This window comes from Bifidobacterium sp. ESL1133 (assembly GCF_058107325.1).
Map to the genome: position 1 here is coordinate 55,931 of NZ_JBYLUI010000001.1, position 26,206 is coordinate 82,136.

At 57.9% G+C, this 26,206-nt stretch carries 21 protein-coding genes, 1 tRNA gene and 2 pseudogenes; 17 read left to right on the forward strand and 7 right to left on the reverse strand.

Going from position 1 to position 26,206, the window contains the following annotated elements:
- Positions 1-65: 65 nt before the first annotated feature.
- The 5 genes from AC3B5A_RS00225 (at position 66) to AC3B5A_RS00245 (ending at position 7,032) form a co-directional block, all read left to right on the forward strand.
- Positions 66-920, forward strand: coding sequence for a glutamate ABC transporter substrate-binding protein (locus AC3B5A_RS00225; RefSeq protein WP_489798464.1), 855 nt, complete (start codon positions 66-68; stop codon positions 918-920).
- Positions 917-1,594, forward strand: coding sequence for an amino acid ABC transporter permease (locus AC3B5A_RS00230; RefSeq protein ID WP_489797929.1), 678 nt, complete (start codon positions 917-919; stop codon positions 1,592-1,594). The genes AC3B5A_RS00225 and AC3B5A_RS00230 overlap by 4 nt, the downstream gene beginning before the upstream one ends.
- Positions 1,595-1,598: 4 nt before the next feature.
- A complete protein-coding gene (locus tag AC3B5A_RS00235) occupies positions 1,599-2,735 on the forward strand; it encodes an amino acid ABC transporter permease (RefSeq protein WP_489797931.1) in 1,137 nt (378 codons plus the stop codon).
- A gap of 213 nt (positions 2,736-2,948) precedes the next feature.
- Positions 2,949-5,504: a DEAD/DEAH box helicase gene (locus AC3B5A_RS00240; protein ID WP_489797932.1), complete on the forward strand. Its 2,556-nt coding sequence runs from the start codon at positions 2,949-2,951 to the stop codon at positions 5,502-5,504.
- A 67-nt stretch (positions 5,505-5,571) separates the two neighbouring features.
- The gene (locus AC3B5A_RS00245; RefSeq protein ID WP_489797934.1) at positions 5,572-7,032 is read left to right on the forward strand and encodes a replication-associated recombination protein A; all 1,461 of its coding nucleotides are present in this window, start codon (positions 5,572-5,574) and stop codon (positions 7,030-7,032) included.
- Between the two features lie 229 nt (positions 7,033-7,261).
- Here AC3B5A_RS00245 and AC3B5A_RS00250 read toward each other — a convergent pair whose 3' ends face one another.
- On the reverse strand, positions 7,262-8,617 hold the full coding sequence (locus tag AC3B5A_RS00250; RefSeq protein ID WP_489797936.1) for a metal-dependent hydrolase family protein: 1,356 nt from the start codon (positions 8,615-8,617) through the stop codon (positions 7,262-7,264).
- 486 nt (positions 8,618-9,103) lie between these two features.
- Between AC3B5A_RS00250 and AC3B5A_RS00255 the strand changes: the two genes are divergently transcribed.
- From AC3B5A_RS00255 to AC3B5A_RS00285, 7 genes are all read left to right on the forward strand, one after another.
- Positions 9,104-9,736 (forward strand): helix-turn-helix transcriptional regulator, encoded by a 633-nt coding sequence (locus tag AC3B5A_RS00255; protein ID WP_489797938.1) that lies wholly within the window; start codon positions 9,104-9,106, stop codon positions 9,734-9,736.
- 60 nt (positions 9,737-9,796) lie between these two features.
- Positions 9,797-10,288 (forward strand): S-ribosylhomocysteine lyase, encoded by a 492-nt coding sequence (locus AC3B5A_RS00260; protein ID WP_489797940.1) that lies wholly within the window; start codon positions 9,797-9,799, stop codon positions 10,286-10,288.
- Positions 10,289-10,484: 196 nt separating this feature from the next.
- Positions 10,485-11,000 (forward strand): GNAT family N-acetyltransferase, encoded by a 516-nt coding sequence (locus AC3B5A_RS00265; protein ID WP_489797941.1) that lies wholly within the window; start codon positions 10,485-10,487, stop codon positions 10,998-11,000.
- Between the two features lie 75 nt (positions 11,001-11,075).
- Entirely contained in the window at positions 11,076-12,434 is a 1,359-nt protein-coding gene (gene alr / locus AC3B5A_RS00270; RefSeq protein ID WP_489797943.1) for an alanine racemase, read from the forward strand.
- 60 nt (positions 12,435-12,494) lie between these two features.
- Positions 12,495-13,775 (forward strand): deoxyguanosinetriphosphate triphosphohydrolase, encoded by a 1,281-nt coding sequence (locus AC3B5A_RS00275; protein WP_489797944.1) that lies wholly within the window; start codon positions 12,495-12,497, stop codon positions 13,773-13,775.
- 35 nt (positions 13,776-13,810) lie between these two features.
- On the forward strand, positions 13,811-15,895 hold the full coding sequence (gene dnaG, locus AC3B5A_RS00280; protein WP_489797946.1) for a DNA primase: 2,085 nt from the start codon (positions 13,811-13,813) through the stop codon (positions 15,893-15,895).
- 111 nt (positions 15,896-16,006) lie between these two features.
- The gene (locus AC3B5A_RS00285) at positions 16,007-17,128 is read left to right on the forward strand and encodes an SLC13 family permease (protein ID WP_489760823.1); all 1,122 of its coding nucleotides are present in this window, start codon (positions 16,007-16,009) and stop codon (positions 17,126-17,128) included.
- Positions 17,129-17,167: 39 nt separating this feature from the next.
- Here the strand turns inward: AC3B5A_RS00285 and AC3B5A_RS00290 are convergent, their stop codons facing one another.
- Positions 17,168-18,343: an ATP-binding protein gene (locus AC3B5A_RS00290; RefSeq protein ID WP_489797947.1), complete on the reverse strand. Its 1,176-nt coding sequence runs from the start codon at positions 18,341-18,343 to the stop codon at positions 17,168-17,170.
- Positions 18,344-18,535: 192 nt separating this feature from the next.
- Here AC3B5A_RS00290 and AC3B5A_RS00295 point away from each other — a divergent pair, with 192 nt between their 5' ends.
- The 4 genes from AC3B5A_RS00295 (at position 18,536) to AC3B5A_RS00310 (ending at position 22,516) form a co-directional block, all read left to right on the forward strand.
- Entirely contained in the window at positions 18,536-19,729 is a 1,194-nt protein-coding gene (locus tag AC3B5A_RS00295; protein ID WP_489797949.1) for a thiolase family protein, read from the forward strand.
- 82 nt (positions 19,730-19,811) lie between these two features.
- Positions 19,812-21,077: a hydroxymethylglutaryl-CoA reductase, degradative gene (locus tag AC3B5A_RS00300; RefSeq protein WP_489797951.1), complete on the forward strand. Its 1,266-nt coding sequence runs from the start codon at positions 19,812-19,814 to the stop codon at positions 21,075-21,077.
- A gap of 47 nt (positions 21,078-21,124) precedes the next feature.
- Positions 21,125-22,288, forward strand: coding sequence for a hydroxymethylglutaryl-CoA synthase (locus AC3B5A_RS00305; RefSeq protein WP_489797952.1), 1,164 nt, complete (start codon positions 21,125-21,127; stop codon positions 22,286-22,288).
- A 151-nt stretch (positions 22,289-22,439) separates the two neighbouring features.
- Positions 22,440-22,516 (forward strand) — tRNA-Arg (locus AC3B5A_RS00310).
- A gap of 80 nt (positions 22,517-22,596) precedes the next feature.
- On the opposite strand, the gene nhaA is transcribed toward AC3B5A_RS00310, so the two are convergent.
- From nhaA to AC3B5A_RS00335, 5 genes and pseudogenes are all read right to left on the reverse strand, one after another.
- Entirely contained in the window at positions 22,597-23,778 is a 1,182-nt protein-coding gene (gene nhaA, locus AC3B5A_RS00315) for a Na+/H+ antiporter NhaA (RefSeq protein ID WP_489797953.1), read from the reverse strand.
- A gap of 308 nt (positions 23,779-24,086) precedes the next feature.
- Positions 24,087-24,197: pseudogene (locus tag AC3B5A_RS00320) on the reverse strand (transposase-like zinc-binding domain-containing protein); the annotation flags it as partial.
- A gap of 176 nt (positions 24,198-24,373) precedes the next feature.
- Positions 24,374-24,592 (reverse strand): hypothetical protein, encoded by a 219-nt coding sequence (locus tag AC3B5A_RS00325; protein WP_489797955.1) that lies wholly within the window; start codon positions 24,590-24,592, stop codon positions 24,374-24,376.
- 9 nt (positions 24,593-24,601) lie between these two features.
- On the reverse strand, positions 24,602-25,015 hold the full coding sequence (locus AC3B5A_RS00330; protein ID WP_489797957.1) for a type II toxin-antitoxin system HicB family antitoxin: 414 nt from the start codon (positions 25,013-25,015) through the stop codon (positions 24,602-24,604).
- Positions 25,012-25,208: pseudogene (locus AC3B5A_RS00335) on the reverse strand (type II toxin-antitoxin system HicA family toxin). Before AC3B5A_RS00335 ends, AC3B5A_RS00330 begins: the two are co-directional and overlap by 4 nt.
- Positions 25,209-25,839: 631 nt before the next feature.
- On the opposite strand from AC3B5A_RS00335, the gene yhbY reads away from it, so the two are divergent.
- Positions 25,840-26,157 (forward strand): ribosome assembly RNA-binding protein YhbY, encoded by a 318-nt coding sequence (gene yhbY, locus AC3B5A_RS00340; RefSeq protein ID WP_489797959.1) that lies wholly within the window; start codon positions 25,840-25,842, stop codon positions 26,155-26,157.
- Positions 26,158-26,206: the final 49 nt, after the last annotated feature.

The following is a 26,206-nucleotide window of genomic DNA, read 5'->3' on the forward strand; positions in this document are numbered from 1 at the left end:
GATTGACGTTGGTGTGGCGCTGCCGCATGAACGTGCTGCGTTATTAGGGAAGGATGTGAAACGTGATGAAACGAATGTCGAGACGAACATCTCACATATGGCAGCGCATGCTGGCGCTGGTGTGCGCGGTGGCGTGCGTGTTCACCGTGGCCGCGTGCGGCTCGGGGAACGAAGAGGGAAAGATCCGGATAGGAATCAAGTTCGACCAGCCTGGTGTTGGTTTCAAGAAGGCTGGCGCCTACGAAGGTTTCGACGTGGATGTAGCACGCTACATCGCTCACGAGCTCGGGTACTCTGAAGGGCAGATCGTATGGAAGGAAGCCCCCAGTAAGCAGCGTGAGGCCATGCTGCAGAATGGGGATGTCGACATGATTCTCGCGTCCTATTCCATTACTGCTGAGCGCAAGAAGGCCGTCTCCTTTGCTGGCCCATACTTTGTGGCCGGCCAGGATCTCATGGTGAGGAATGACGACCACTCCATCACCGGTCCCAACGACTTGGACGGCAAACGTCTGTGCTCGGTGACCGGCTCCACATCCGCGCAGGTCATCAAGAAGAAATATTCCTCAAAGGTGCAGCTCATGGAGCAGCCTGGATATGCGGAGTGCGCCACGGCCTTGTTCTCGGGCATCGTGGATGCAGTGACCACTGACGACATCATTCTTGCCGGTCTTGCCGCCAACGCAAGGGGTAAATTGCGATTGATCGGCAAGCCCTTCACGCAGGAGTATTACGGCATCGGTGTGAAAAAAGGCAACGACAAGCTGATTGACAAGATCGATACGGCTGTAAACCATATGGTTCAGGACGGTTCGTGGAAGCGTGCCATCAAGGACAACACCCGCGGGGTGAAGTACACGCCGAATGACAAGTACAACCCGCCACTGTCGAACAAGGGAGAAACGGGGGCTTCGAAATGAGTGATTTTGTACAATTGCTGAGTCAATACAATGTTCCCGGTGCGTTCCTAGTCAACATTGAACTGACGCTCTGGTCCGCGCTGTTCTCGTTGATTCTGGGCGTGGTGCTGCTCATGATGCGCATCAGCCCCATCTCATCGCTGCGCACCTTGTCTGGCGCATACGTTGAGCTGTTCAAAAACATGCCGCTCACCATCATCATGGTCTTCATGGTGCTTGGTGCCTTCGGGCAGCTCAAGCTCACGTTCTCCGACAAGTTCTCAGTGAACTTCTTCTGGTTGGCTGTCACGGGTCTGTCGCTGTACACCGCGGCATTTGTTTGCGAGTCCCTGCGCTCGGGCATCAACACTGTGCCATTGGGGCAAGCAGAGGCCGGGCGTGCTTTGGGGTTGAGCTTCATGCAATCGGCGACGCAGATTATTCTGCCTCAGGCCTTCCGTGGATCGGTGGCACCCTTGGGTAACACGTTTATCGCATTGCTCAAGAATTCGACCGTGGCCGCCGCCGCATCCGTGGCATCGGAGACCTCATCGTTGATGAGCACCATGATCGAATCCCACGCCAATTCCATCGTACAGATATTCCTCATCTTCGCATTGGGATATGTCATCCTCATCATTCCCATCGGCATCATCACCACGGTGTTGTCCAACAAGCTCGCGGTCAGGAGGTAAAGCCATGAGTGAAGCAAGTAAGCAAAGCTCTCTGCTGTTCGACGAGCCGGGGCCCAAGGGCAAACGCAATATTCTCATCCTCAACATCATCGGTGGCATCGCCATCCTCGCGGTGGCGGTGTGGGTGCTGATGAAGCTGCACAACCCCGAAGGTGGCGAAAATCAGCTGGATTGGCAGCTCTGGAAGCCGGCTTTGGACAGTGAGGCATGGACTGATTTTTATCTGCCTGGTCTATGGATGACGCTCAAGGCATCCGTAGTGGCGGTCGTTGGATCGGTGCTGTTCGGCTTCGTGTTCGGCATCGGAAGATTGCTGCCCAATCCGATTCTCAAAGCGGTATCTGCCGTTATCGTCGAGTTCTGCCGCGCCGTACCGGTGCTGCTGCTCATGATCTTCTTCTGGCGGTTCTTCGCGGCCACCGGCATGCAAAGCGCCTCCTACTGGGCGGTCACGCTCGCGTTGATTCTCTACAACGGGTCCGTGGTTGCCGAGCTGATTCGCTCCGGTGTGGGCAATCTTCCCGGAGGTCAGCATGAGGCATCCTTGGCACTTGGTCTCACGCGCACGCAATCGTTGATGACCATCGAAGTGCCACAGGCGGTCTATGCCATGCTGCCGGCAGCTGTCACCCAGCTGGTGGTGGTGCTCAAGGACACCGCATTGGGCTCGATCATCATGTATACCGATCTGCTGCAGGAATCCCGTCGTTTGGGATCCATGTACTTCAACATCCTCCAGACGCTCGTGGTGGCTGCGGTCATTTACTTCGTGGTCTGCTGGCTGCTTTCCAAGCTTGCCGAGTGGCTGCCGTCGCGCATGCAGGTGCACACAGCCGCGCCGACCGAACCGGAACCTGTGGCACCTATCGCCATCATGGATCCCTCGAACGTCAACCAGATTGCCGTGGCAAAAGAAGCTGGTGAGGATCGATACGGCGGGGCGCCGATGCGACATCACGTGCACCATAGCGGTTCGAACGCTTCTGCACGTGGCTGGCGGCGTGACCGCTACCGTCAGGGTTACGACGACACCCAGCCGGATTCGGAAATCGAGCCGCATTCATTCGAGCTGCCTGACTTCATCAGGCCGAAGACGGAAGCGCCTGAGTCGCGCTCCCAGAACGATAAGGACAAACGGTAACGTTTGTTCCTGACTCGTAGGCGCGCCTACTCGGGTAACCCGTTCTTGTACATGCGGAGCTTTCCTGCGTGTACTGGAACGGGTTTTGCATATCTGGTCAGTGCGGAGAAAAGTGTTGTTACCGTCCGCAGCTGTGCATGGCGTTGCCCGCAGAGCCGATATCGACGTGTGGCCCGGTTGGTCTGCATCGCAACCAGACACTAGGATTGAAGTATGACACAGGAACTTGGACACCTTGCCCCCTCATGGCGTGACGAAACGGCGGAACTCGAAGCCGATGAAATCTACGACCGGTTCTTCAGATGGGTGCGCGACGAAAAACGCATCACCCCTTGGCCGCACCAAGAAGAGGCGGTGCTCGACCTTTTGGCGCAGGACCATGTCATTCTCAGCACCCCTACCGGTTCGGGCAAATCACTGGTGGCGCTTGGCATGCATTTCGCTGCGCTATGCACCGGTCGTCGCTCCTATTACACCGCACCTATCAAAGCGTTGGTGTCGGAAAAATTCTTCGACCTTATAGCAGCATTCGGGCGAGATAACGTGGGTATGATTACCGGTGATACCAGCATTAACCCAGACGCTCCCATCATCTGCTGCACCGCAGAGATTCTGGCCAACCAGGCCTTGCGTGAAGGGGAGCGTGCTGATATCGGCTGCGTGGCCATGGATGAGTTCCATTACTACGGCGATGCCGATCGTGGCTGGGCCTGGCAAGTGCCGCTGCTCACACTGCCTCACACGCAATTCCTGCTCATGAGCGCCACCTTGGGCAATGTGGATTCCATCGCCGACAGGCTAGAAGAGATGACCGGGCACGATGTTGATGTCATTGATGACGCTCCGCGCCCGGTGCCGTTGAGCTACCGGTACACCGACAAACAGCTGGCAGGAACCGTTGAGCTGTTGGTGCAATCGCAGGACACACCGGTGTATGTGGTGCATTTTTCGCAGGACGCGGCCCTTGAGACGGCTCAGGCGTTGGCAAGCACGGGTGTGTCGAGCAAAGAGCAGCGGCAGGCGGTCGCCGAAGCGATGAAAGGAACTCGATTCACCACGGCTTTCGGCAAGATTTTGCAGAGGCTGCTGCGCAACGGCATCGGCATTCATCATGCCGGCATGCTGCCGCGTTACCGGCGCCTGGTTGAACAGTTGGCGCAGCAGGGCTTGCTGCCGGTCATTTGCGGCACCGACACGCTCGGTGTGGGCATCAATGTTCCCATTCATTCCGTGGTGCTTACCGGGCTGACCAAATTCGACGGCACAAAGATGCGGCGGTTGCGGGCCAGGGAATTCCATCAGATTGCCGGTCGTGCCGGCCGTATGGGCTTCGACACTGAGGGTCTGGTAGTGGCAGAAGCTCCTGAATTCGAAATCGAGAACGCCAGAGCCATTGCCAAAGCCGGAGATGATCCTAAGAAACTCAAGAAAATCAAGCGCAAAAAACCTCAGGAAGGCTTCGTTTCTTGGAATAAAGGCACCTTCGAAAAGCTCATAGAAGCGGCTCCGGAAACGCTTAATCCGCATATGAGCATCACGCATTCCATGGTGCTCAACGAGGTGGCTCAAGGAGGCGACGCCCGTGCCAGAGTGGATCAGCTCATTGATGATTCGGCGCAGAAACCAGAGCAGAAGGAATATCTGCACGAGCGTGCCGGTGAGATTTTTGACACCATGATAGATACCAACGTCATCGAGACCGAGCCTAATGGGCGAGGGGGAACCGACTATTTCCTCTCCGTCGATGTTCCGGACAATTTTGCGCTCGACCAGCCGCTTTCGCCGTTCCTGCTGGCCGCGCTTGAGCTGCTTGATCCGGATTCGCCCACCTATACGCTCGATGTGATCTCCATGGTGGAAGCCACGCTCGACGATCCCAAGCAGGTGCTCAAGGCACAGCAGAGACAGGCTCGCGACCAGGCGATGAGCGAGATGAAGGCCGATGGGCTCGACTACGAAGAGCGCATGGACAAGCTCCAGGACGTCACCTACCCCAAGCCTTTGGAAGATCTGTTGGGAGAGGCGTTCGAGCAATACCGCAAGGACGTGCCTTGGGCGGCTGATTTCTGGATCGCCCCCAAATCGGTGGTGCGGGACATGGTGGAGACCGCCAGCGATTTCACCGGGTATATCGCCCGATACAATATCGCCCGTTCGGAGGGTACGCTGTTGCGCTACCTTTCGGATGCCTACCGGTCTTTGGCTCGTACGGTGCCTGTGGAGAAGCGTAACGACGAATTGGAAGACATCATCGCATGGCTCAGTGTTCTGGTGCGTTCCATCGATTCGAGTCTGGTGGACGAGTGGGAGAACGCCGATAGGCAAGGGGCCGTTGATGCCCAGGCTCAGGCGCTCTCGGCTGTGGCGCCGCATGCCGAACAAGTGGTGAAGGACAGGCGTGGTCTCACCGTGTTGGTGCGCAACGCGTTGTTCAGGCGTGTGCAGCTCATGGACTTGGATCGGCCAGAAGAGCTCGGTGCGCTCGACAAGGACTGGGGGTATGGCGTCAACGAGTGGGAGGATACGCTCGATGACTACTATGATGCGCACGAGTATGTGGGCGTGGATCAGCAGGCGCGCAGTGCCGAACTGTTCGTGCTCGACGATTCCTTGGAAACCAGCGAGCATGTGTGGAAGGTGAGGCAAATCATTGACGATTCCGATGGGGACCGTGACTGGGCCATTGTTGCCACGGTGGATTTGGACACCACACAAGAGGGGGGAGAAGTGGTCTTCTTGGACTATCGAGTGGGGCCTCAGCAGGGGTGACTGCTGGAGTGAACGGAAGAAACACGATATTCGAACGTATGTTCGAACGATGGACTAGGGTGGAGATATGACCGAGGATCTTTTCAGTGCCGCCGATGCGCTGAGTGACGTGACCCGTCCACTCGCGGTACGTATGCGCCCTTCCACCTTGGACGAGGTGATCGGGCAGGAACAGGTCTTGACGGAAGGCTCTCCGCTGCGACGACTGGCAAATCCCGCTTCAAAGGGCTCTCTGACCGCGCCCAGTTCCATTATTCTTTTCGGCCCTCCAGGAGTAGGCAAAACTACACTGGCTTACATCGTCGCTCAACAGTCCGGTCGTGAATTCGAAGAACTGTCCGCAGTCACATCAGGGGTCAAGGACGTTCGTGCGGTCCTGGATCGCGCTCACGAGCGACTGGTGGGGCGAGGCAAGGAGACGGTGCTGTTCATCGACGAGGTGCACCGATTCTCCAAATCCCAACAGGACGCACTGCTGCCAAGTGTGGAGAACCGTGACGTCACCTTCATCGGAGCGACCACGGAGAACCCGAGCTTCTCCATCAACAAGCCGTTACTCAGTCGTTCCGTGGTGGTGAAGCTGGAGTCGTTGGAACCGCAACAACTTGAGACCATGGTGGAACGAGCTGTGGCCGACCCGCGCGGGCTGAAGGGCGAGGTAAAGATCAAACCGGACGCCGTTGAGGAAATCGTGCGCATGGCCGGCGGTGATGGCCGTAAAACACTTACCATACTCGAAGCTGCAGCAGGTGCGGTGACGGGAGACGTTGCGCGGGCCAAGGGCGCTCGCAAACCCATCATCACCACCGATGTGGTTGCTACGGTGATGGACGAGGCCACAGTGCGTTACGACAAGGACGGTGATGATCACTACGATGTGGCCAGCGCTTTCATCAAGTCGATGCGTGGTTCGGATCCCGATGCTGCTCTGCACTATCTTGCCGTGATGCTCAGAGCAGGGGAGGACCCCAGGTTCATCGCCAGGCGCATTATGATCGCCGCAGCGGAAGAGGTCGGTATGGCGGCTCCGCAGATACTTCAAGTCACTGTGGCTGCCGCACAGGCCGTTGCCATGGTGGGCATGCCGGAAGCCCGGATTATCTTGGGGGAAGCGGTTATCGCCGTAGCTACCGCCCCGAAGTCAAACGCAAGTTACAATGCCATCAACGAAGCGCTGAAAGATGTGGACGCAGGCCATGTCGGCCAGGTTCCATTGCACCTGCGCAACGCCCCCACCAAACTCATGGAGCAGTGGGGCAACCATGACGGCTACATCTATGCGCACGACGTTCCGGGTGCCGTGGCGGCACAGCAATACATGCCTGACGAGCTCAACGGCAGAGAATACTATCATCCCAACAATCGTGGCTATGAGCATGAAGTAGGGGAGCGTCTGGAGAAGATACGAGCCATACTGCATGGATCCGGTACATCTTCCGGTTCTGTGGCACCTCGTGACGAGATGGGAGAAGCCAGACAATCCCGTGGAACGGGTTCCGGGAGACGAAGCGAACCGAATCGACACTGATGGAACCATGCGAATGCTGTCGATGCGCACCGTTTGGCTCTGATGCGCCGTGACGCGGTGATTATCAATGCCGGCCGCGCAGATGCCATCGGACTTGCATGCGCTGGAGGAATCGCTCAGCCAGGGAGGCACACGTGGTGTCGCCGCGGTGGTGAGAAGGCGGCTATGCTGAGCCGGTGAAGTGCCGTGCCGTTCCGTGTCGGCACTTCACCGGCGATATGCAGCAGGACTACAGATGGTAGATTTCGTTGAGTGTGGCGTCGATATCATCGAGATGCTCAACGCTGGGGCGGAACACAGGGTGTCCTGCAGCCACGACCAGCAGCGGATTCTCCAATGCGCGCAGATCAAGTATCGGATTACTCTCAAGCACGAGCAAGTCTGCGAATTTGCCGACCTCGAGCGATCCGGTCATCTCGCCTACGCCGAGAATATCCGCAGTGGTCTGCGTGCCTGCGCGGAATGCCTGTGCGTTGGTGAATCCTGCGAATTGGACGAACAGCTGCATTTCCAACCATGTGGCGTACTGTGGAACATACGGCATGGCGGTGTCGGTGCCCACACCGACCAGGATGCCGTTCTCGTGCGCGCTCCTGGCTCCGGCGAGCATGCCCTGAACCACGTCGTGGGAATTCTCCATCTGTACATCGGTGAGTCCCAGCTTGCTTTGTTCGATGAACTCCATTGGCAGTCCTGCGCTAAGGGTGGGTTCCAATGCCGAATAGCCGCGCAATGACTTGGGATTGTGCAGGAACAGATCGATGAGTTCATCGTTCAGCGCGCACCCGTGTTCGATGGTATCCACTCCCGCTTGCAGAGCGTTTCGGACGCCTTCCTGGCTTTGCGCGTGAGCCGCGACGATCAGGTTGGAAGCATGGGCCTGCTCGCAAATCACACTCATCTGTTCCACTGACATCTGCGGAGCCCCGGCTTCGCCCAACGTCTGTGAATCCGTTACGCCACCGGTTGCCGCGATTTTGATGGCACCCACATGGTGATCCAGATTGCGTTCCACGGCATCCCGTGCCTCTTCGACCGTGCTGCTTTCCAAGGCGATCAAAGGTGCGCCGTGGCCTCCCGGAATGGCGAGCAGCGGGCCGGACGGCAGAATTCGCGGACCTACAAGACGTTCCTCGCTGATTTGGTCGCGCAACGTGACCAGTTCATAACCGATGTCGCCCACGCTGCGGAAGGTGGTGACACCTGAGTTGAGCAGAGTCATCACGTTCTTTTTGCTTGTGGAATAGGCGTATGCGCGGCCTGGCAGGGTATGCAGGATTTTGACGAGCTTCTCCTGGCCTTCCGGCGTGGCGTTGTCGGAGCCAAGCGGCTTGCCGTCGCCGAACGTGTGTACGTGCCCGTTGACCAGTCCGGGGGTGACCACTTTTCCGGTCGCATCGATGCGGTGGTAGCCGGTGGGTACCTGAGCGTCATCGCTGGGTGATACTGCCTCAATGGTGCCTGTCGCTCCCACCTGCACAGTGGTGTTGTTTAAAGTGACGACATTGTCGCTTCCGGACGCTGCGGTGGGGGTGACCACTGTGGCGTGTTCGAGGGCGAACGGTTCGATAGTGTGTTTAGCCATGAAATCCTCCGACACGGTTGTGATGTCTCATACACCCACTCTACCCCAAGAGTCGCCGAGGCCGAGCGGTCTGGTTGTTGTTGGTATGCGGCAAGGATAAAACCTTTGCTGGGTGTGGCGTCTATTGGACAGTGAGCACACGAGCCATCTATACATGCGTTGCGGAAAATGCCACTTGAGATTTTGGGACAGCATTAGGTTTGACGGGTTTTGTCCCCTACAATCGGCCGCATGATTCCTTCTCGACCTTCGTATCATGCAGCCGAAATTCACGTCGGCTTTGTCGGGCGTTCTGCGCTTCGACTGCGTAGACTGCACGATGCGGTCATGTCTGGTGCTGTGGCGAAGACCCACGAATTGCACTGCTGGCAGGCGGTCCAATGCCACGTTGCCGCATATCACTGTCTGCACAGCGGCAACGCTACCGATGTGGTGATTGTGGATGTTAACGGAATGCCTGAGGAATGGCTTCGGTTCGTTCTGCGAATGCGATTGGCACGTCCTGACATCACCGTGCTCGGTATCGTGCCGCACCAGTCAATCACCAGGGATATGGCGCTGAAAAGTTCAGGGTTAACATGTCAGTATGGAGCGGTATGGCTGTGGGATTCGGAAAATCTGGAAGACATGCTCAAACGCATCATCAAAAATTCGCCACGGTTGCGTTCGGCGTTGGAATGCCGAGGCGAGACTGTGAGACGTGCGGGTTCGGTGAAACCGTGCCTGCGTGTCATTGATGCTGCTGAACAAGCGAGGCATTTCCCGACCAGACGTCCCAGATTATTCAGTCTGCATGGGCAACCTGACCAGTCGGCGACGCACCAGCCCGACCCGGAAACAGGATGGGAGGCTGCGGCGACCTTGGATCTGCAGGAGATGAATCGCAGACTCGACATCGTGGACCTACGGGACATTCGGTTGCGCACCGTCCATCTGACGGAACAGGAACACGCCGTGGTCAGCAGCGGGTTTGCGAACCTGAGCGCCCAACAGACGGCGCTTCGTCTGGGCATCTCCACCGGTACGGTGTTCACACACCGTCACAACATCATCACCAAACTCAATGCGGAGAACTGGGAGGACGCACTCAACACGTGCGGTGTGAGACGGTCGGCATGACTTAGCGTGGCTTGGGTAGAATGTTCCACATAGGCACCGACCATCTTCTAAGGAGAACCCATGACGCAAGACAACACCACACCACAGCCGGAAAGCTTCGAACTTGACCATACCAAGGTGAAGGCACCCTATGTGCGCTTCATCGACACCGAGACCGGCCCCAACGGCGATGTGATTTCCAACTACGACCTGCGTTTGGTGCAGCCCAACGAGAACGCCATCCCCACCGCCGGTCTGCACACCATCGAGCACACCATCGCGGTGCTGCTGCGTGAGCGTATTCCCGGCTACATCGACTGCTCGCCGTTCGGCTGCCGCACCGGCTTCCACCTGCTCACATGGGGCGAGCACAGCACCGAGGATGTGGCGCGCGCACTCAAGGAATCGCTGGAGTTCATCGCCAACGAAGCCACGTGGGACGATGTGCCGGCAACCGACATCAAGAGTTGCGGCAACTACCGCGACCACAGCCTGTTCACCGCCAAGGAGTGGTGCAAGGATATTCTGGCCAAGGGCATCAGTTCCGACGCGTTCGAGCGCAAGGTGGTCTGAGTTACCTGCAGCCACGCGCAAAGTTCCATCATTGCTGTGAACAGGCGCACGTGTGTCATCGCCTGCGGTTCGGTATATGCCCTGCCGCAGGCGATGGTGTTTTCTTGGGGACGGGCGAGCGCGTGGTATGGTGGTGGCGTTTTGCTGTGAAGTATCGAGGAGTATAGCAACCATGGAAACGCTACATGTTGAGGGCATGAGAATCAGAACGGCGTGTGAGGATGATCTGCCGGCTGTTCAGGCTGTGTACGCCAGGGCGCGCCAGCTCATGATCGATAACGGCAACCCGAACCAGTGGGGGCTCACGCACCCGCCGGAATCCATGGTGAAAGAAGACATCGAGCTGGGTAGGCTCATGCTGTTGGTGGATGATGAAGGTGAACACGGTGCCGAACGTCTACTTGCCCAGTTCGCGTTGTGCGAGGGGGTGGAGCCCACCTACCTTGAAATCGACGGCGCATGGCTTGACGACGATGACTATGTGTGCATGCATCGTCTCGCCTCATCGGGGCTGGTGCCCCACAGTGCCCGGGCATGCATTGACTGGACAGTCGAACGGTGCGGTAACGTGCGAGTTGACACCCATCCCGACAATGCCGCCATGCGACACGTCTTCGAAACCGAAGGGTTCACGCAGTGCGGTGTCATCCAAGTCGATCAGTTGGCGGATGGTGACCATGTGCGCATAGCCTACCAGCGGCACGACCGGTAAAGCCGCATACGTGGGTACCTGCCCTCGGTCTTGTCTGGAAACACAAACGTCATACTCCCGCGCGACAATGAGGCCATGACATTGAGTGCACTGGAACCGTGGGTTTTCTCCTCGCAGCAGGGGCAGGCGAATTACGAGGCCGCAAGGCGGCAGTACCCCGGCCAGGCCATCGTTGATATGGTGGCATTGCGCGACAACATGAGTACGCTTGTGCAAGCTGTCGCAGGTTCGCACGGCGACACCGAAGTGATGGGTGTGGTGAAGGCCGATGGGTACGGGCACGGGTTGGTACCGTCGGCTCTGGCCGCACTCGCTGGAGGTGCGACATGGCTCGGCACTGCACAGCCGAGAGAAGCGTTGATGCTGCGCATGGCGGGCATTGGCCCCGATCGGTGCCACATTCTGACTTGGATGTACAACGGCCGCGAGGCTCCATTGGCTGAACTCATCGCCAGCGACATCGACCTTTCAGTAGGTTCCCTGGACGGCATAGACGCGGTGGCGCAGGCTGCTCGCAAGCTGGGCAAACCGGCTCGTGTCCATGTCAAAACCGACACGGGTTTCGGGCGCAACGGGTTCACCGAACAGAGCTTCCAAACCGCGCTGGACAGTTTGGTGCCGCTTGCCAAGGAAGGCGTACTCGACATTGTGGGACAGTGGAGTCATCTTGCGGTGGCCGATGCTGTCGATGTCCCGGAATTTGTAGATGTCACGGATGCTCAGATCGAAGCGTTCCACCGGTTCACTCGCCGTATGGAACAGGCGGGTGTCGCTCCGAGAATACGTCATATAGCCAATACGGCAGCCACGCTGTCCCGCCCGGAAACCCATTTTGAACTGGTTCGCCCGGGCATCGGACTGTATGGGTATGAAGCGGATCCGGCCATGGGAACACCGGCACAATATGGCCTCACGCCAGCCATGACCTTGCAGGCCCAACTCTCCACCGTTAAAGAGGTGGAAGCCGAACATGGTATTTCTTATGGGCGTACCTATGTTACCGACGAGCGCACCAGCACGGCCATTGTGCCCCTTGGGTACGCGGACGGCATCCACCGTTCAGCCTCAGGATTTGACGAAATCGGAGCTCGGCACGAGCGTAAGGTCGGAGGGCCCGTGCGCGTGATGACCAAGCAAGGGCCTGAAATACTGCACGTTTCGGGACGGGTGTGCATGGATCAGTTCATTCTCGATCTGCACGGCGATGCCAATGCCCTTGGTGTGCGTGAGGGGGATACGGTGGAACTGTTCGGACCAGGGCGAGGCGAGCGGTTCGCAGAGCCTACCGCCGACGACTGGGCGCGCGCCGCAGATACCATCAGCTATGAGATATTTACCTGCTTGACTCCTCGTGTGCCGCGCCTGTATCTCAACTCCGCCAAGGTGCTGACCGCCCAAGACATGAGCCTGATGCCATCAAAACTGTTGCTGTGAGTGCAAAGTCACAGTGTTGCCGGAGTTTTGCAGCAGAGGACGAAAGCCAAGGAGATTGAGATGACAGAGCATGTGGAAACATTGCGTTCCGAAGGCTACAACGCTTTCGACGAGGAACGCTGGGCACAGGAACCTCCCAAATCGCAATCCCGAACGGCTTTCGAACGCGATAGGGCTCGTCTCATCCACTCTTCGGCGTTGCGCAGACTGGGAGCCAAAAGCCAGGTGCTTGTGGCCGGAACCGACGATTTTGCCAGAACCCGACTGACGCATACGCTTGAGGTGGCTCAGATCGGCAGGCAAATCGGTGCGATGCTCGGCTGCGATCCCGATGTGGTGGACTGCGCATGCTTGGCGCATGATTTAGGTCATCCTCCCTTTGGGCACAACGGTGAACGTGCCCTTGCCGACATTGCCGGTGCCATAGGAGGGTTTGAGGGCAACGCCCAGACATTGCGTCTTCTGACCCGGTTGGAGCCCAAAATCTTCCACACCGACGGACGTTCGGCCGGGGTGAATCTGACCCGTGCCTCGCTCGATGCCGCAGTGAAATATCCATGGACGCTCGAAGAGGCGCCGCTGCACCCCAAAGGCGAGCGAAGCCTTAAGTTCTGCGTGTACCCCGACGACATGCCGGTGTTCCAATGGCTCAAGAGAGATGCTCCGCAGGACAGTAAACCCATGGAATGCCAGGTGATGGACTTGGCCGATGACATCGCCTATTCAGTGCACGACGTGGAGGATGCCATCGCCACCAACGCGTTCAACCCGCTGGCGCTCGCCGATGCGCGCATCATCGACGCGGTAATCGGCATAACGCGCGACTGGTACGGTGCACAATGGGATCCCGATAAGCTGCTCGAAGCCTACAGCAGGTTGCGCGCGCAGCACATGTTCCCATCGCATTTCAACGGTTCTCGTCAAGCGTTGGCGCAGCTCAAGAACATCACCAGTTCGTTGATCGGCCGGTTCGCAAGTTCGGTGGAGCGAGCTACGCGCGAACGGTACGGACAAGGGCCGCTCACGCGTTACAGCGCTTCGGTGGTCATTCCGGAGCACACGGAATATGAGATCGTGGCGCTCAAAGGCATCGCGGTCTACTTCGTCATGGCACCCAAAGAAGCGGAACCGATGCATCAGGAGGAGCACAGCATTGTCGAAGATCTCATCGATGTGCTCATGGCTGATTCGCCACGCCCCTCGGATGCACTCGAAACCGTGTTCCTTGAAGATTGGAATGAGTCCGGAAGCGACGAAGAAAGGCTGCGCGTGGCCGTGGATCAGGTGGCGAGTCTGACCGACGGTTCGGCGTTGACGATGCATTCCATTCTCTGCTCGTGAACCTGCGCCGACACCTGGCGCTAAGGTGAACAATTATGGCTGGCATGATTCAAAAGGAAGACGTGGAAAAGGTGCGCTCTGTGGCGGACCTCTACGACATCGTCTCGTCCACGGTAACGCTCCGAGCCTCAGGCACGGGGACGTTCATGGGACTATGCCCCTTCCATGATGAGAAGAGCCCCAGTTTCAGCGTCCGTCCCACGCTCGGCGTGTGGCATTGCTTCGGCTGCGGCTTGGGAGGTGACGTATTCGCCTACGTGGAGCAGCAGGAAAACATCGACTTCCGTGAGGCAGTGGAGCTGCTTGCCGATAAATATCATATTGAACTGCACTATGTGGCCGGCACCGGAGGCCCTGAACACACCGGTTCCAAACGCGCCCGGCTGCTGGAGGCCAACGAGGCCGCGCAAGCGTTCTTCACCTCTCAGATTCTTTCCAAGGAGGCGCTGCCGGCACGCAGGCTGCTGGGCGGGCGTAACTTCAGTCAGGCCGACTGCGAGCGATTCGGTTGCGGGTATGCGCCGCAAGGATGGGACAACTTGGTGCGTCACCTTGCCGGCAAAGGGTTCACGCAACAGGAGATGCTCGACGCCGGTTTGGCGAGGCAAGGACAGCGCGGAGTCTACGATTATTTCCGTGGTCGTGCCACTTGGCCGATTCGCGATTCCACAGGCCGCACACTTGGGTTCGGTGCGCGCAAACTGTATGACGACGACAATGTCAGCTCCAAATACATCAACACGCCGGACACGCAGCTGTATCGAAAAACACAGGCGCTGTACGGCATTGACATAGCCAAGTCGAGCATCGTCAAAAAACGCCAGGTCGTCATCGTGGAGGGGTACACGGATGTGATGGCATGCCATCTTGCCGGCATCGACACGGCGGTGGCTACGTGCGGCACCGCGTTCGGTCAGGAGCATGCCAAGATCGTGCGCCGTCTGGTCGCAGATGATTCACTGGGCGCTGTGCAGCTGGTAGGACCCTTGCATGTAGACGGGCAGTCGCTCAGCTCGCGCATCGTCTTCACCTTCGACGGCGATGCGGCAGGGCAGAAGGCGGCCATCCATGCGTTCGGTCTGGATGCCGCGTTCCTATCGCAGACATTCGTCGCTGTGGCCGACGACAACCTTGACCCGTGCGATCTGCGCATCGAGCGGGGCAACGAGGCAGTGCGCGCGCTGATCAGCGGGGCGTCGCCACTCTACGATTTCGTGGTGAACAACGTCATCGACCGTTTCGACACCTCGTTCACCACCGGTCAGTTGGGGGCGGTGAAGGCGGTGGCTCCGCTCATTGCACAGATACGTGACCGTTCGATGCTCGATATGTACACGCGCAAGGCCACCCGCCGCATTGGAGTGGAGTTGGAGGTCATGCGCCGAGAAGTCAACCGTGCACGTCGCGAGCTGCATGTCAAGGATGACGACGCATATGCCACTAAACGGCGCAACGCCGTCCCGTTTGAAAACCGGAACGCAGACCCGTATTCGAACCCTGCCGCACGCAAGGCGCTCGAACGGCGCAACGCCGACAATCAGACCTATTACCATGTGGACGATTCGGTGTTTATCAGCGAGCAGCAGTTTATGGCCATGCTCATTCAAATGCCGCTTGCTGTGCCGCCGGACGGTTTTGCCAAGCTGAACGACGACAATTTTATGACTGACGTGTTCCGCTCCCTGTTCCAAGCAGTCACCGCTGCAGGAGGATTGCCGCAAGCAGACATGCCGCAAGGGCTGTGGATGCACAATCTGAACAAGGCTGCCGGCCCTGTGCTGTCCCAGGTGGTCACGGAACTGGCGGTGCTGCCGTTGCCGCTGCCTGAATCGGAAAGTTCGGGATTGCGCGCCACAGAGCAGTCAGGGCATGCCGGAGAGGGTGTGGATCCAGAACGTCAGCGGCTGCGCCATCCGAGCATGGAGGAGCGAAGGTATGCCGAGGAGTTGATGGCGCGGCTGCTTGATTTGGGATATATGCGCCGTATTGCTGCAGCAAAACGGCGGATGGCTCAGCTGGGTGACGGCGAGGAGAAACTGGAGTTGCTTGGACGCATCACGTCGCTGGAAACGGAGCGTAAGGACATGCAGGCGCAAGTGTACGGCAACACGACCGCGTAGCAAAAGCCATGCGTCGTCCTACAATGATGGTGAATGTGGCGGATATCCGGTATGGATTGCCGCCGGTCTGGGCGTGCAGGGGCACGCTTGGGCCTGGGTGTGGGGGAAGATATGAGCAGTGTGTTAGTCAGGCTGGTTAAGAACAACACCATTGCGGTGGTGGCCGCAGTGCTCGCCCTCATTTCCTGTTGCATCGTCCATCCAGATCGCCAATATCTCGAATATGTGCATGTCAACACCATCTCCCAGCTGGTATGCCTCATGCTGGTGGTGTGCGGTTTTCAGCGCATCGGTACTTTCCAGCGCATCGGTACGTCGCTGCTGCGGCGCGTAGGCAGCGAAGCCGGCCTGGTCATCACGTTGGTGGCGCTTACCTTCTTCTCGGCCATGTTCGTCACCAATGACGTCGCGTTGGTCACTTTCGTTCCTTTCGCCCTGTCGGTGCTGGCGATGGCCGGCATGGAGCGGGCGTCGGTGCTGGTGGTCACGCTTATGACCTTGGGTGCCAACACCGGCAGCATGCTCACGCCCATCGGAAACGCGCACAACTTATATCTCAAAGCGGTTTCAGGCATGCCTACCGGTCAGTTCCTCATGGTGATGGGACCGTATTCGCTGCTTTCTCTGGTCATGCTCATGCTCGCCATAGTCCTGGCGTTTCGGCGCCGTCGCATAGGGCACAGCTTCGACCCGTTGCTGAGCGAAGGGGGCTCTGGAGGCTGGCGTGCCTGGGTGTATATGGCATTGTTTGTGCTGTGCATTCTGGCTGTCGGCGGCTGGGTGCCGCTGTGGGTGATGTGCGTGGTGGTGTTTGCGGTGTTCTTGGTATGCGACCGTAGGGCGATTTTGAAAGTGGACTGGGGCCTGCCGTTAACGTTTATCATGTTCTTCATTTTCATCGGTAACATGCGCCGGGTGCCTGCGTTTGCTGCTCTGGTGGCTGCGCTGGTCAACAAGCAGCCATTGTTGGTGTCGGTGGGTGCCAGTCAGATTATGAGCAATGTGCCGACTTCGATTCTGCTGTCCGGTTTCTGCAGTCAGTGGAGGCCGTTGATCATCGGTACCAATCTGGGCGGTCTGGGCACGCTTATTGCGTCCATGGCTTCCCTTATTTCCTATCAACAGCTCACACGCAAATATCCTGACCGCAAGGGGCGTTATCTGGCGGTATATACTGCAGTCAATGTGCTCTTCCTAGCAGTGCTGCTCGGCTTGGCGTTCCTTATCGAGTAGGCGTTCGATCTGATGCAGCGCGCTTCGGTACGGTGCGTTTTATGCGCGGCTCAACCGGTAAACGGCTTCTTGCTCTTCGTGAACCTTCTCCAGCTTGCCCTGTTGGGTCAACGCGTGTAAGGCTTGCGCAATCGGACCACTGGGGGAGCCGAGCTTGCGCTCCACTTCGGCGCGCGTCAGTTGCACACCGCGTTGGGCGAAGAGATGCAGGGTAACCTCCTCGAGATTGTGTTGTGAAAGCTTTTCGACTTCCAAACCGAACTCGCTGCCTGCGGGTTGCGGGTGTGCGCCGTGTTCCCCCTGTTGCTTTTCTGATGCTGCATCGCCGTGTTGAGAGGCCAATACCAACGTGCTCAGTGGAGCCACTCCGATGACGCGCATACCGGCCAGCGCTGCTGCAGGATCGTCGGTGGTATAAGGCTTGGCGGTAGGGAAACGGTAGCGTTTGGCGTGCCCCGGCTCAGCTCCATCACCCGTTCCGGTCTGGTCGAGTTCTGCACTGCTAGATGACGAGCGCACCGTGGGACTAGGCCAGGCTTCACTGTCAAGTACCGGTTTGGGCAGCACCATGGCAAGGGAGGTCGGGCCGACTCGCAATTGCGGGCTCGCCATGGAATGCGCATAGGATTCGAGTACTCGCTGCACGCCGGTGCCGCAGTTCTCGCTCAAGTTGAGCCGTGCGAAAAGGTCGGCGAGCCACGGGTTGCGCGATTGGCTCACCCCGTTGAGCAGATCGTTGACTTCCAGTCCACCCGTCAGTCCGCCCAACGAGACGATTTCTATACGCGAGTCGAACATGCTGATGAGGGTGGGGCCGCTGAGCATGTAGTTGCGGTGCAGCAGCGCATTGATCAGCGATTCGTGAAGCGCCTCCTTCGGCCACGCGTGGTCGGAATCATGATGTTCCAAACATGCCATGGCGTCATCGATTTGCTTGAGTAGCGAGCCTGAAAGGTCATCCCGTGCGGCCACGGTGGTCCTGAAGTCTCCCGCGAACGTCGTACATTTAACGTGGAATGGGCACTGGTCTGCCAGGAGCAAAGCGACGTTGGAGTATTGTCCATCCTCCAAGCGCAAGTGCAGCTCGCTTAGCGTCTCGTCGTTCCACGGTACGCCGGCTTTTTCGAACGCCGGCCGCGCATAGGCGAACGTCAGATCTTGCCATGTTGAGGTCTGATGGTCGAAATCTTTGTGTTGCGAGGCATGAGCGGTCATAATGACATGCTACTTGAATGCTTAGAGCGTCAGAAGAAGAATCGGCTGTACGCATGTGGAGATTGTGTGAATCTTGTAAAAGGTTTGCGCGTGTGTGCCCGTCGCGAAGCATGTCGCTCTATAGTGGCATATGGTAACCCAACAGGGCCGTGTTTAATGCGGCGTAGGAATGACGAGTTTGAAAGAACGGGTATGGAGAGTTTGCGTCCCACAGACACGGTGATTATTGCGGCAAGCCGTACCGCTATAGGCAAGTTCCGTGGAGCTTTCGGCTCGACGAGTGCTGCCGAGATGGGTACGGCGTTGTGCACCTCCATGTTTGAACGCTCCGGCATCGACCCCGAAACAGTTGACCAGATGATTCTCGGCAACGTGCTCGCAGCCGGGTTGGGGCAGAATGTGTCCCGCCAAGTCGCTCTGAACTCAGGCATGAGAGAAAGCTCCACCGCCATGACGGTGAACCAGGTGTGTGGTTCAGGGCTGAAAGCCATTCGCCTGGCACAGTCGGCCTTGATGATGGGTGACGCGCGCGTGGTGGTTGCAGGCGGGGTTGAGAGCATGTCGTGTGCTCCCGCGTTGGCCAGACGCACCGGAAAAAAGAGCTTCGACACCTCAGCTTGGGGAGACAGTCTATTCGATGACGGGCTGAACGACGCGTTCCACGGCTATCCAGTCGGTCAGACTGCCGAAAACCTGAGTCAGCGATTCAACCTGAGCCGTACGGAACAGGATGAATACGCGGCGCGCTCGCAGCAACGCGCAGCGCGTGCACAAGAGCAGGGGTGGTTCGACGACGAGATCATTGCCGTGCATGTAGCATCATCCACGGGGGAGGGTGCTGAGGTAAGTAGTGATGAGTCGATACGTCCCGAAACATCCGCGCAGACTTTGGCCGGTCTACGTCCGGTATATTGCGAGAACGGCGTGGTGACAGCGGGCAACGCCTCACCAATCAGCGATGGAGCAAGCCTGATGGTGCTTTGCTCTCTTGAAACCGCACAGAGCATGGGTTGGCGTCCGCTCGCCCGCATCAGCGGATATGCCGAAGCCGGGTGCAACCCCGAAATCATGGGGTATGCGCCGGTGCCGGCAGTGCGCAGGCTCCTGGAACGCAACGGGCAGAATGTGGACGACATCGACCTGTTTGAAGTCAACGAAGCATTCGCAGCGCAGGCGTTGGTGGTGCAGCGCGAACTGGGGATCGTCGACGAGAAGTACAACGTGTGCGGTGGTGCGCTTGCGCTGGGGCACCCGCTCGGGGCATCTGGCGCACGCATACTGACCACGTTGGTACATACGTTGCAACGGCTTGACCTGCGCCGCGGCATCGCTTCGTTGTGCGTGGGCGGTGGTCAGGGCATTGCGCTTGAAGTTGAGCGAATATAGCGTTTGAAAATCGGTATGCGCGGTAGGGCTGTGAGATGGCACGTATTCATGAACGGCATAGTGCATGATGTGAGGAGACATGATGAGCGGTCGTAAATTCTATGAACTTACCACGTCTGAACGTGTGACACAGCTGGCGAACGACGGCGTACTGAGCAAAGAGGATGTGCACCTCCTGGAGCCTTGCGCGGCGCTTCCCGCCGATATCGCCACGAACATGGTGGAAAATCAGATTGGCGTCTTTCCGGTCCCGTTCGGCGTGGCAGAGAATTTTGTCGTTGACGGACAGCCGGTACTGGTACCCATGGCCGTGGAGGAACCGTCCGTGATTGCCGCAGCCAGTAATGCAGCCAAGCGGTGCCGATCGACTGGAGGCTTCGTTACTTCTTCTGTTCGCAACGGCGTGGTAGGGCAGATTGTGTTCAGCGGTCATATGGATGCCGCACAAAGTTTCCTTGAGCAGCATATGGAGCATATTCGTACAGTGGCACATCAGGCGCACCCTAGCCTCCAAACGCATGGTGGAGGTCTGAGCGATGCGAGAGCGCTGACCTATAGCAGTGATGGTGAGGAATACACCGAATTTCGTCTCACTATCAATCCTGCGCAGGCCATGGGAGCCAACGTGGTGAACACTGTCAGCGAGGCAGTGGCCCACTATTTGGCAGATGAACTGCCTGAAATGGATTTGCTTATGGCCATTCTCTCCAACGAGGCACCGGGGCAGACGGCACGGGCACAAGCCAAGTTTCCTTTCAGTGCGTTGGCTACGGCAAGCATGGGCGGGCAGACCGTGGCACGGCGCATCGTCTCAGCCTATCGTTTCGCCCAGTGTTCACCGGCACGAGCCGCCACCAACAACAAAGGCATCATGAACGGCATCAATGCATTGGTACTGGCCACGGGCAACGACACGCGCAATATTGCCGCAGCTGCCTATTCGTCACTGACCGACAGCAAACGCACTTGGGCGTCGTGGAGTCTCGAAGAGGACTGCCTGGTTGGCAGTATCGAGATTCCATTGCCCATAGGTGCGGTGGGAGGAGCTATTTCCACATTGCCGATGGCCAAGCTCGCCATGCGTTTGCTGGGGTCGCCTGATGCTGAAAGACTGATGGGCATCATGGCAAGTCTGGGACTGGCCTCCAATTTGGCAGCAATGCGCGCACTGGTCACGCAAGGTATTCAAAGCGGCCACATGAATCTGCAATTCCGCAGCTTGGCGATTATGGCAGGCGCTCAGGAGCACGAGATCGAACAGGTAGCCGCGGAATTGAGAGCTCAGCCTTCCGTTGCCGGACTGGACCGAGCCCGCACCTTACTGGCTAACGTGCGGGCTGCACGATAGACAACACTTCGCCACTGTATAGACTGTACGAAAGGAACGTGAGACATATGACGACCGTAGGCATCGACAGTATGAACTTCTACACGCCCAATCAATACTTGGATCTTACCGATTTGGCGCAGGCCAGGGGAGTGGATCCGGATAAGTATCTGATCGGTATCGGTCAACGGCAGATGGCTGTGGCTCCGCTGGATCAAGATATCGCTTCCATGGGTGCCAACGCTGCGCAACCGTTGCTCGATGAGGAAACAAAAGCGAGTTTGGGACTGCTGATAGTCGGCACCGAATCAGGTGTCGATCAGTCCAAGGCGTCAGCATTGTTTGTGCACAGCATGCTCGCCTTGCCTGAAGCCATGCGCGTCATGGAGATTAAAGAGGCTTGCTTTGGGGGTACCGCAGGTTTGCAGACCGCGCTGGATTTCGTGCGGGCGCATCCGCACCGCAAAGCGCTGGTCATCGCCTCCGACATTGCCCGTTACGGGTTGAATACGCCCGGGGAAGTGACGCAGGGTGCCGGAGCCGTGGCCATGGTGGTGAGTGCCGACCCGCGAATACTGGCGATTGAGCCGGAATCAGTGGCCATGAGCCGCAGCACCTTCGATTTCTGGCGGCCAAACTACTCATCGGTAGCCTTCGCCAAGGGCAAGTATTCCGAAGAAGTCTATTTGGGCATGTTCACTTCGCTGTGGCATCGCGCCGCCAATGAGGGGTTGACGCAGGGTGCCGGGCTGGCAGCGCAGCTGTTCCACATTCCCTTCTCGAAGATGGGACGCAAGGGGTTGCGTACGCTTGAAGGCAAAGTGGATGCTGCTACATACGGCCGCCTGACCGCGCGGTTCGAGCACAGCATTGTCTACGGCCAGCAGGTGGGTAACATCTATACTGGTTCGCTCTATCTTGGCCTGATCTCGTTGCTGGAACAGGATGGCAGTTTGGAAGCGGGCGACCGCATCGGCTTGTTCAGTTATGGTTCAGGATCCGAGGCTGAACTGTTCTTCGGTACGCTGCAGGATGGCTTCCGCGAGAGACTCGATGCGCAAGGGCATCAGCGCATGCTGGAGCGTCGTAGAAGGCTGAGCGTGGAAGAGTATGAGCGCGAGTTCACCAAGACACTGGTTGAAGATGGGTCGTTGCAGGACATCGAAGCCAGCGACCCTGATGTGCCGCATCGTTTGATGCAAGTGAACCGCCACGAGCGGCAGTATTGTTAGTAAAACCCGGCTGGAGTCTGCGCGCCAGACGGGTTATGGATATTGTTCTGTTGGCAAGGTTGTTGCGTACCGGTACGCCTGAGAGTGTCGTTGCGTGAAGTCAGGTGGAGCGGCTGCTATACTCGTGAAGGCGCGTCTCGTAGAGATGCTCGGCCCCGTAGCTCAGTTGGATAGAGCAACTGACTTCTAATCTGTAGGTCGCCGGTTCGAATCCGGCCGGGGTCACCAGAACCGTTGAAATCTCAATGATTTCAACGGTTCTGTTTTACGCAGAGATATGTGAAGTCAGCGTAAAAGTCAGTGATAGATTACGAGTTGTTCTTCTTTTCCGTTGCTCTGAAGTAGGGTATGTGCATCGTGCCGGCACCCGCGCATGCGGAGGCGACGGAACCGATGAGCACGCCCAGGCGCCCGATATCATAGGCGGGGCCGGTCAGTGACAGCCCGGAGATAAGCAGCGACACGGTGAAGCCGATGCCGCAGAGCATACTGACCGGCACCAGGTTACGTAGCCTCAACCCGTCCGGCAGCCCCAGGCCGGTCCAACGCGTGGCCGCAGCCGTCGCAGCCATGACTCCCAACGGCTTGCCGATGAACAGGCCGGCCACGACAGCCCACAACAGTGTCTGAGAGAACGGGCTGGAATTCACTCCCGTGCCTGCCAGCGGAATCGCGGCGGCGAACAGCGCGAATACTGGCAGTACCACGGCATTGGTCAACGGCTGCACCCGTTCCTGCACGTACACCGAACGCGGTAACGGGTCGTCGCCGACCTTCCGGGTCGGCACCGACACGCCGAGCAGCACGCCGATGATGGTGGCCTCCACGCCCGAGTGCAGCATAAACACCCACGCGGCCAGAGCGACCACTATCATCAGCCACCATTGCGGCCTGCGCCAGCGGGCGAGCCACGCGAAGACGGCCGTGAGCAGCAGCGCCGCCAGCAGCATGACCGGCTTGATGTCTCTGGCGTAGAACAAAGCGATGACAAGGATGCCCAGCAGGTCATCGACCGTGGCAAGGGTGAGCAGGAAAACGCGCAGGAACCGGTGAAGCCCTTTGCCCGCGAGGGCGAACACGCATTGCGCGAAGGCGATATCCGTGGACACGGGTATGGCCCAGCCACGCAGATCGCCGGTGTCACCGCCCAGCACGAGCACGGCAGCGTAGATGAGTGCGGGCACCACCATGCCCCCGCACGCGGCGAGAACGGGCACTGCAGCAGTACGAGGGTTGCGCAGACTGCCCAGACGAACCTCCGTGATGAGCTCAAGACCGGTCGCGAAGAAGAACACCGTCAACAGACCGTCGCTCACCCACTGGCCCACCGACAGTTGCAGTCCCATTACGGCAGGCCCGATACGGCAATTGGAAAAATCAAAGAAGACCTGGCTCATCGGCGAATTCGCTAGCAACAGCCCCGCCACTGCGCCAAGCAAGGCCAGCAGACCGCCGACCATGCCCCGGTTCAAAAACTGAAGGACATGCATAACAGGACGGACGTTTTGCGTGTTGCTACGGTGTACGCTGGACTGCTTCGGCATATTCGGCTCCTCTGGAAAGACACACGACACCACCGATTCAACGGCAGCGGCCGACCAGTCTTCCCGGCACACCACATCAAAGCCTATGGCATATCACAGACGCGGCCATAATGGACAGCACACGAAACGCTGAGCGGGTCAAATTCCTTGGCCCTTGCATTTAAGGTCCAATCTCCGGCCAGGCCTTTCAGCTTGGAGCCGGACCCGGGGAATCGATAGACTCCCCGGGATCCCACGTCACCCGAGCGACAGAACGAGCAGGCCACGCATTTCCAACGCTGCGCACCCGAAGCGGCTCTTCCGTTCTTCTTCATCGGCCCATGGCATACCGGGCACAAACGGGCCCTCCTCGACGTGGTTCTCATACTCGCCATGCAACACCGCACACCCGCGATTAATGGCGACAGGCACTAAACACACCACGAAACACTTACTCCTACAAGGGCGGACAAGCAACTTAAACACCACGTTTAATTCCTATAGCCCGGACTTTTGGCTGATAGAGTTTGCGGATATGGGAAGACCCCCGGTTTAATGGAGTCTAAGGTGTTACTTGAACAGTTTGAGCAAGGTCGCCTAGGCTGAAGGTGGTTTTGCGGTAGGCCTTGTTGTAAGCGGCTTTCTTGGGGTCTTTGATCCAGCCCATGCCTTTCTTCCCGTACCCGGGTATGACAGCTTTTTTGACTTGCTGTTTGAGCCTGCCCGTGGTTCTGGCACGGATAGAGCGTTTGACACTCGGCTTGCGCATACCGATTTTCATGTGATGTTCCTATGCGTTTTGTAGTTCGCGCCGGTAGTTGGTCTCGAGACCGTCGCGCAACACCTGCGAGTAGTTGATATGGTGTTGCTCTGCATAGGTGTCGAGCCATGCGGGGATGGTGACGTTCTTGCGCACGGCTCTGCTGCCATACCTAGCAGCGTAGTCGTCCATGTCGAGGGTGATCAGAGTGACGATGCCATCGCTTTCTTCTGGCATAACATTGTGTACATCGGTGGCTTTGGGTGCAGGGCGTCCTGCCTCGAGTTCGGTGAGGACCCAGCCGCTGGCCGCGTCTTGTGCCATGGTGAGCACTTCAGCCAGATTATTGCCTTCGGTAACCAGTCCTAGCATATCTGGGGCGGTAACAGTGCAACCATCCGGAGTGCCGGAGGGGTATAGGATGATGGGGTAGACGAGTTTCATTTGATTTTCCTTTCGTTGGTGCCGGCTTGTTTCCAGATGGACTTGACGGTGAAGGGGCGAGGTCGCCGTTGTGTTTGGGCACGGTCACCTTGCCGGGCTTGCTGGGGTGCGTGTATTGGCAGTGGCTGCCCGCTTACGCGTACAGTTGCCATCCGTCTGCCATCAGCCGTTTCTCGAGTTCCTTGAACCTCATACCTAAGCAATACGCATAATGCGTATGAAAGTCAAGCAGTAAATGCCGCCACCTTTGATAATTATCATGCTTCAGGTGTTCATTAGCCGCGGCTAGAATCTCGGCGGCAGTATCTGGAGCTGGAGTTCGGGTTTTTGCCACCCTGACTGGTGGCTGTTATGCAGCAGGAGCATGCGTGCGGCGTTTGATATATGGGTAGTAGCGTTTTGACTGTTGCGCTGAAATGTATCCGACCAGTTGCCCGTCAGGGTGGGCGAAGACGGTTGACACAGGGTAGTGTCATCGAACCTCTGGATGCGGATGTTTCAGGTACGTGCTCCAGAGTCAACTCGTACCCAGGCTCTGGGAAATATGTCTTGGCAATAACAATGTTGCATGTGGACAACGAACCTTGTTCTCGAAGGATTGACTCATTCGAGACTTGTCTACAAATGTGGCTCAATGCGATGACGTCCCGGCCAAGCATCCAAGACATTCGCCATGGAGCTTATATCCCGGAGGTGTCTGTATGATGGTGCGCAGTGCAGTCCGCTTGCATACGCAATGCGGATGGTTGTGTGCGCAGGCGGCGGTGCGTCGTTTGTGAGAGCTCGATCGGGTATCGGGTTTTATGGAATGTAGGGGTAAAGGAATGGTTGCGAAGCAGCGCAAACTCAACAAGAGGCAGATTAAGCAGCTGCGCACGTTGGCGAACACATTGGAGCCGATGCTGTGGATCGGCAAGAATGGTCTGACCGATGAGACGGTGCGCCAGGCCGCACAAACGTTGGAATCGCACGAGTTGCTCAAATGTTCTCTGCAGGACGGCTGCCCTGTCGACGAGAAAGAGGTCAGCGAGGCACTGTCTGGTCAGGTCGGCGCTCAGGTGGTGCAGGTCATCGGCCACCGTTTCGTGCTGTATCGTCCCACCAAGAAGCCGGGCGTGAAGACGATTCAGCTGGTTCGCTAAAGTTGCGCTTGGGCATGCGAGCATGCTTCATAACCCCGTCTACGTGAAG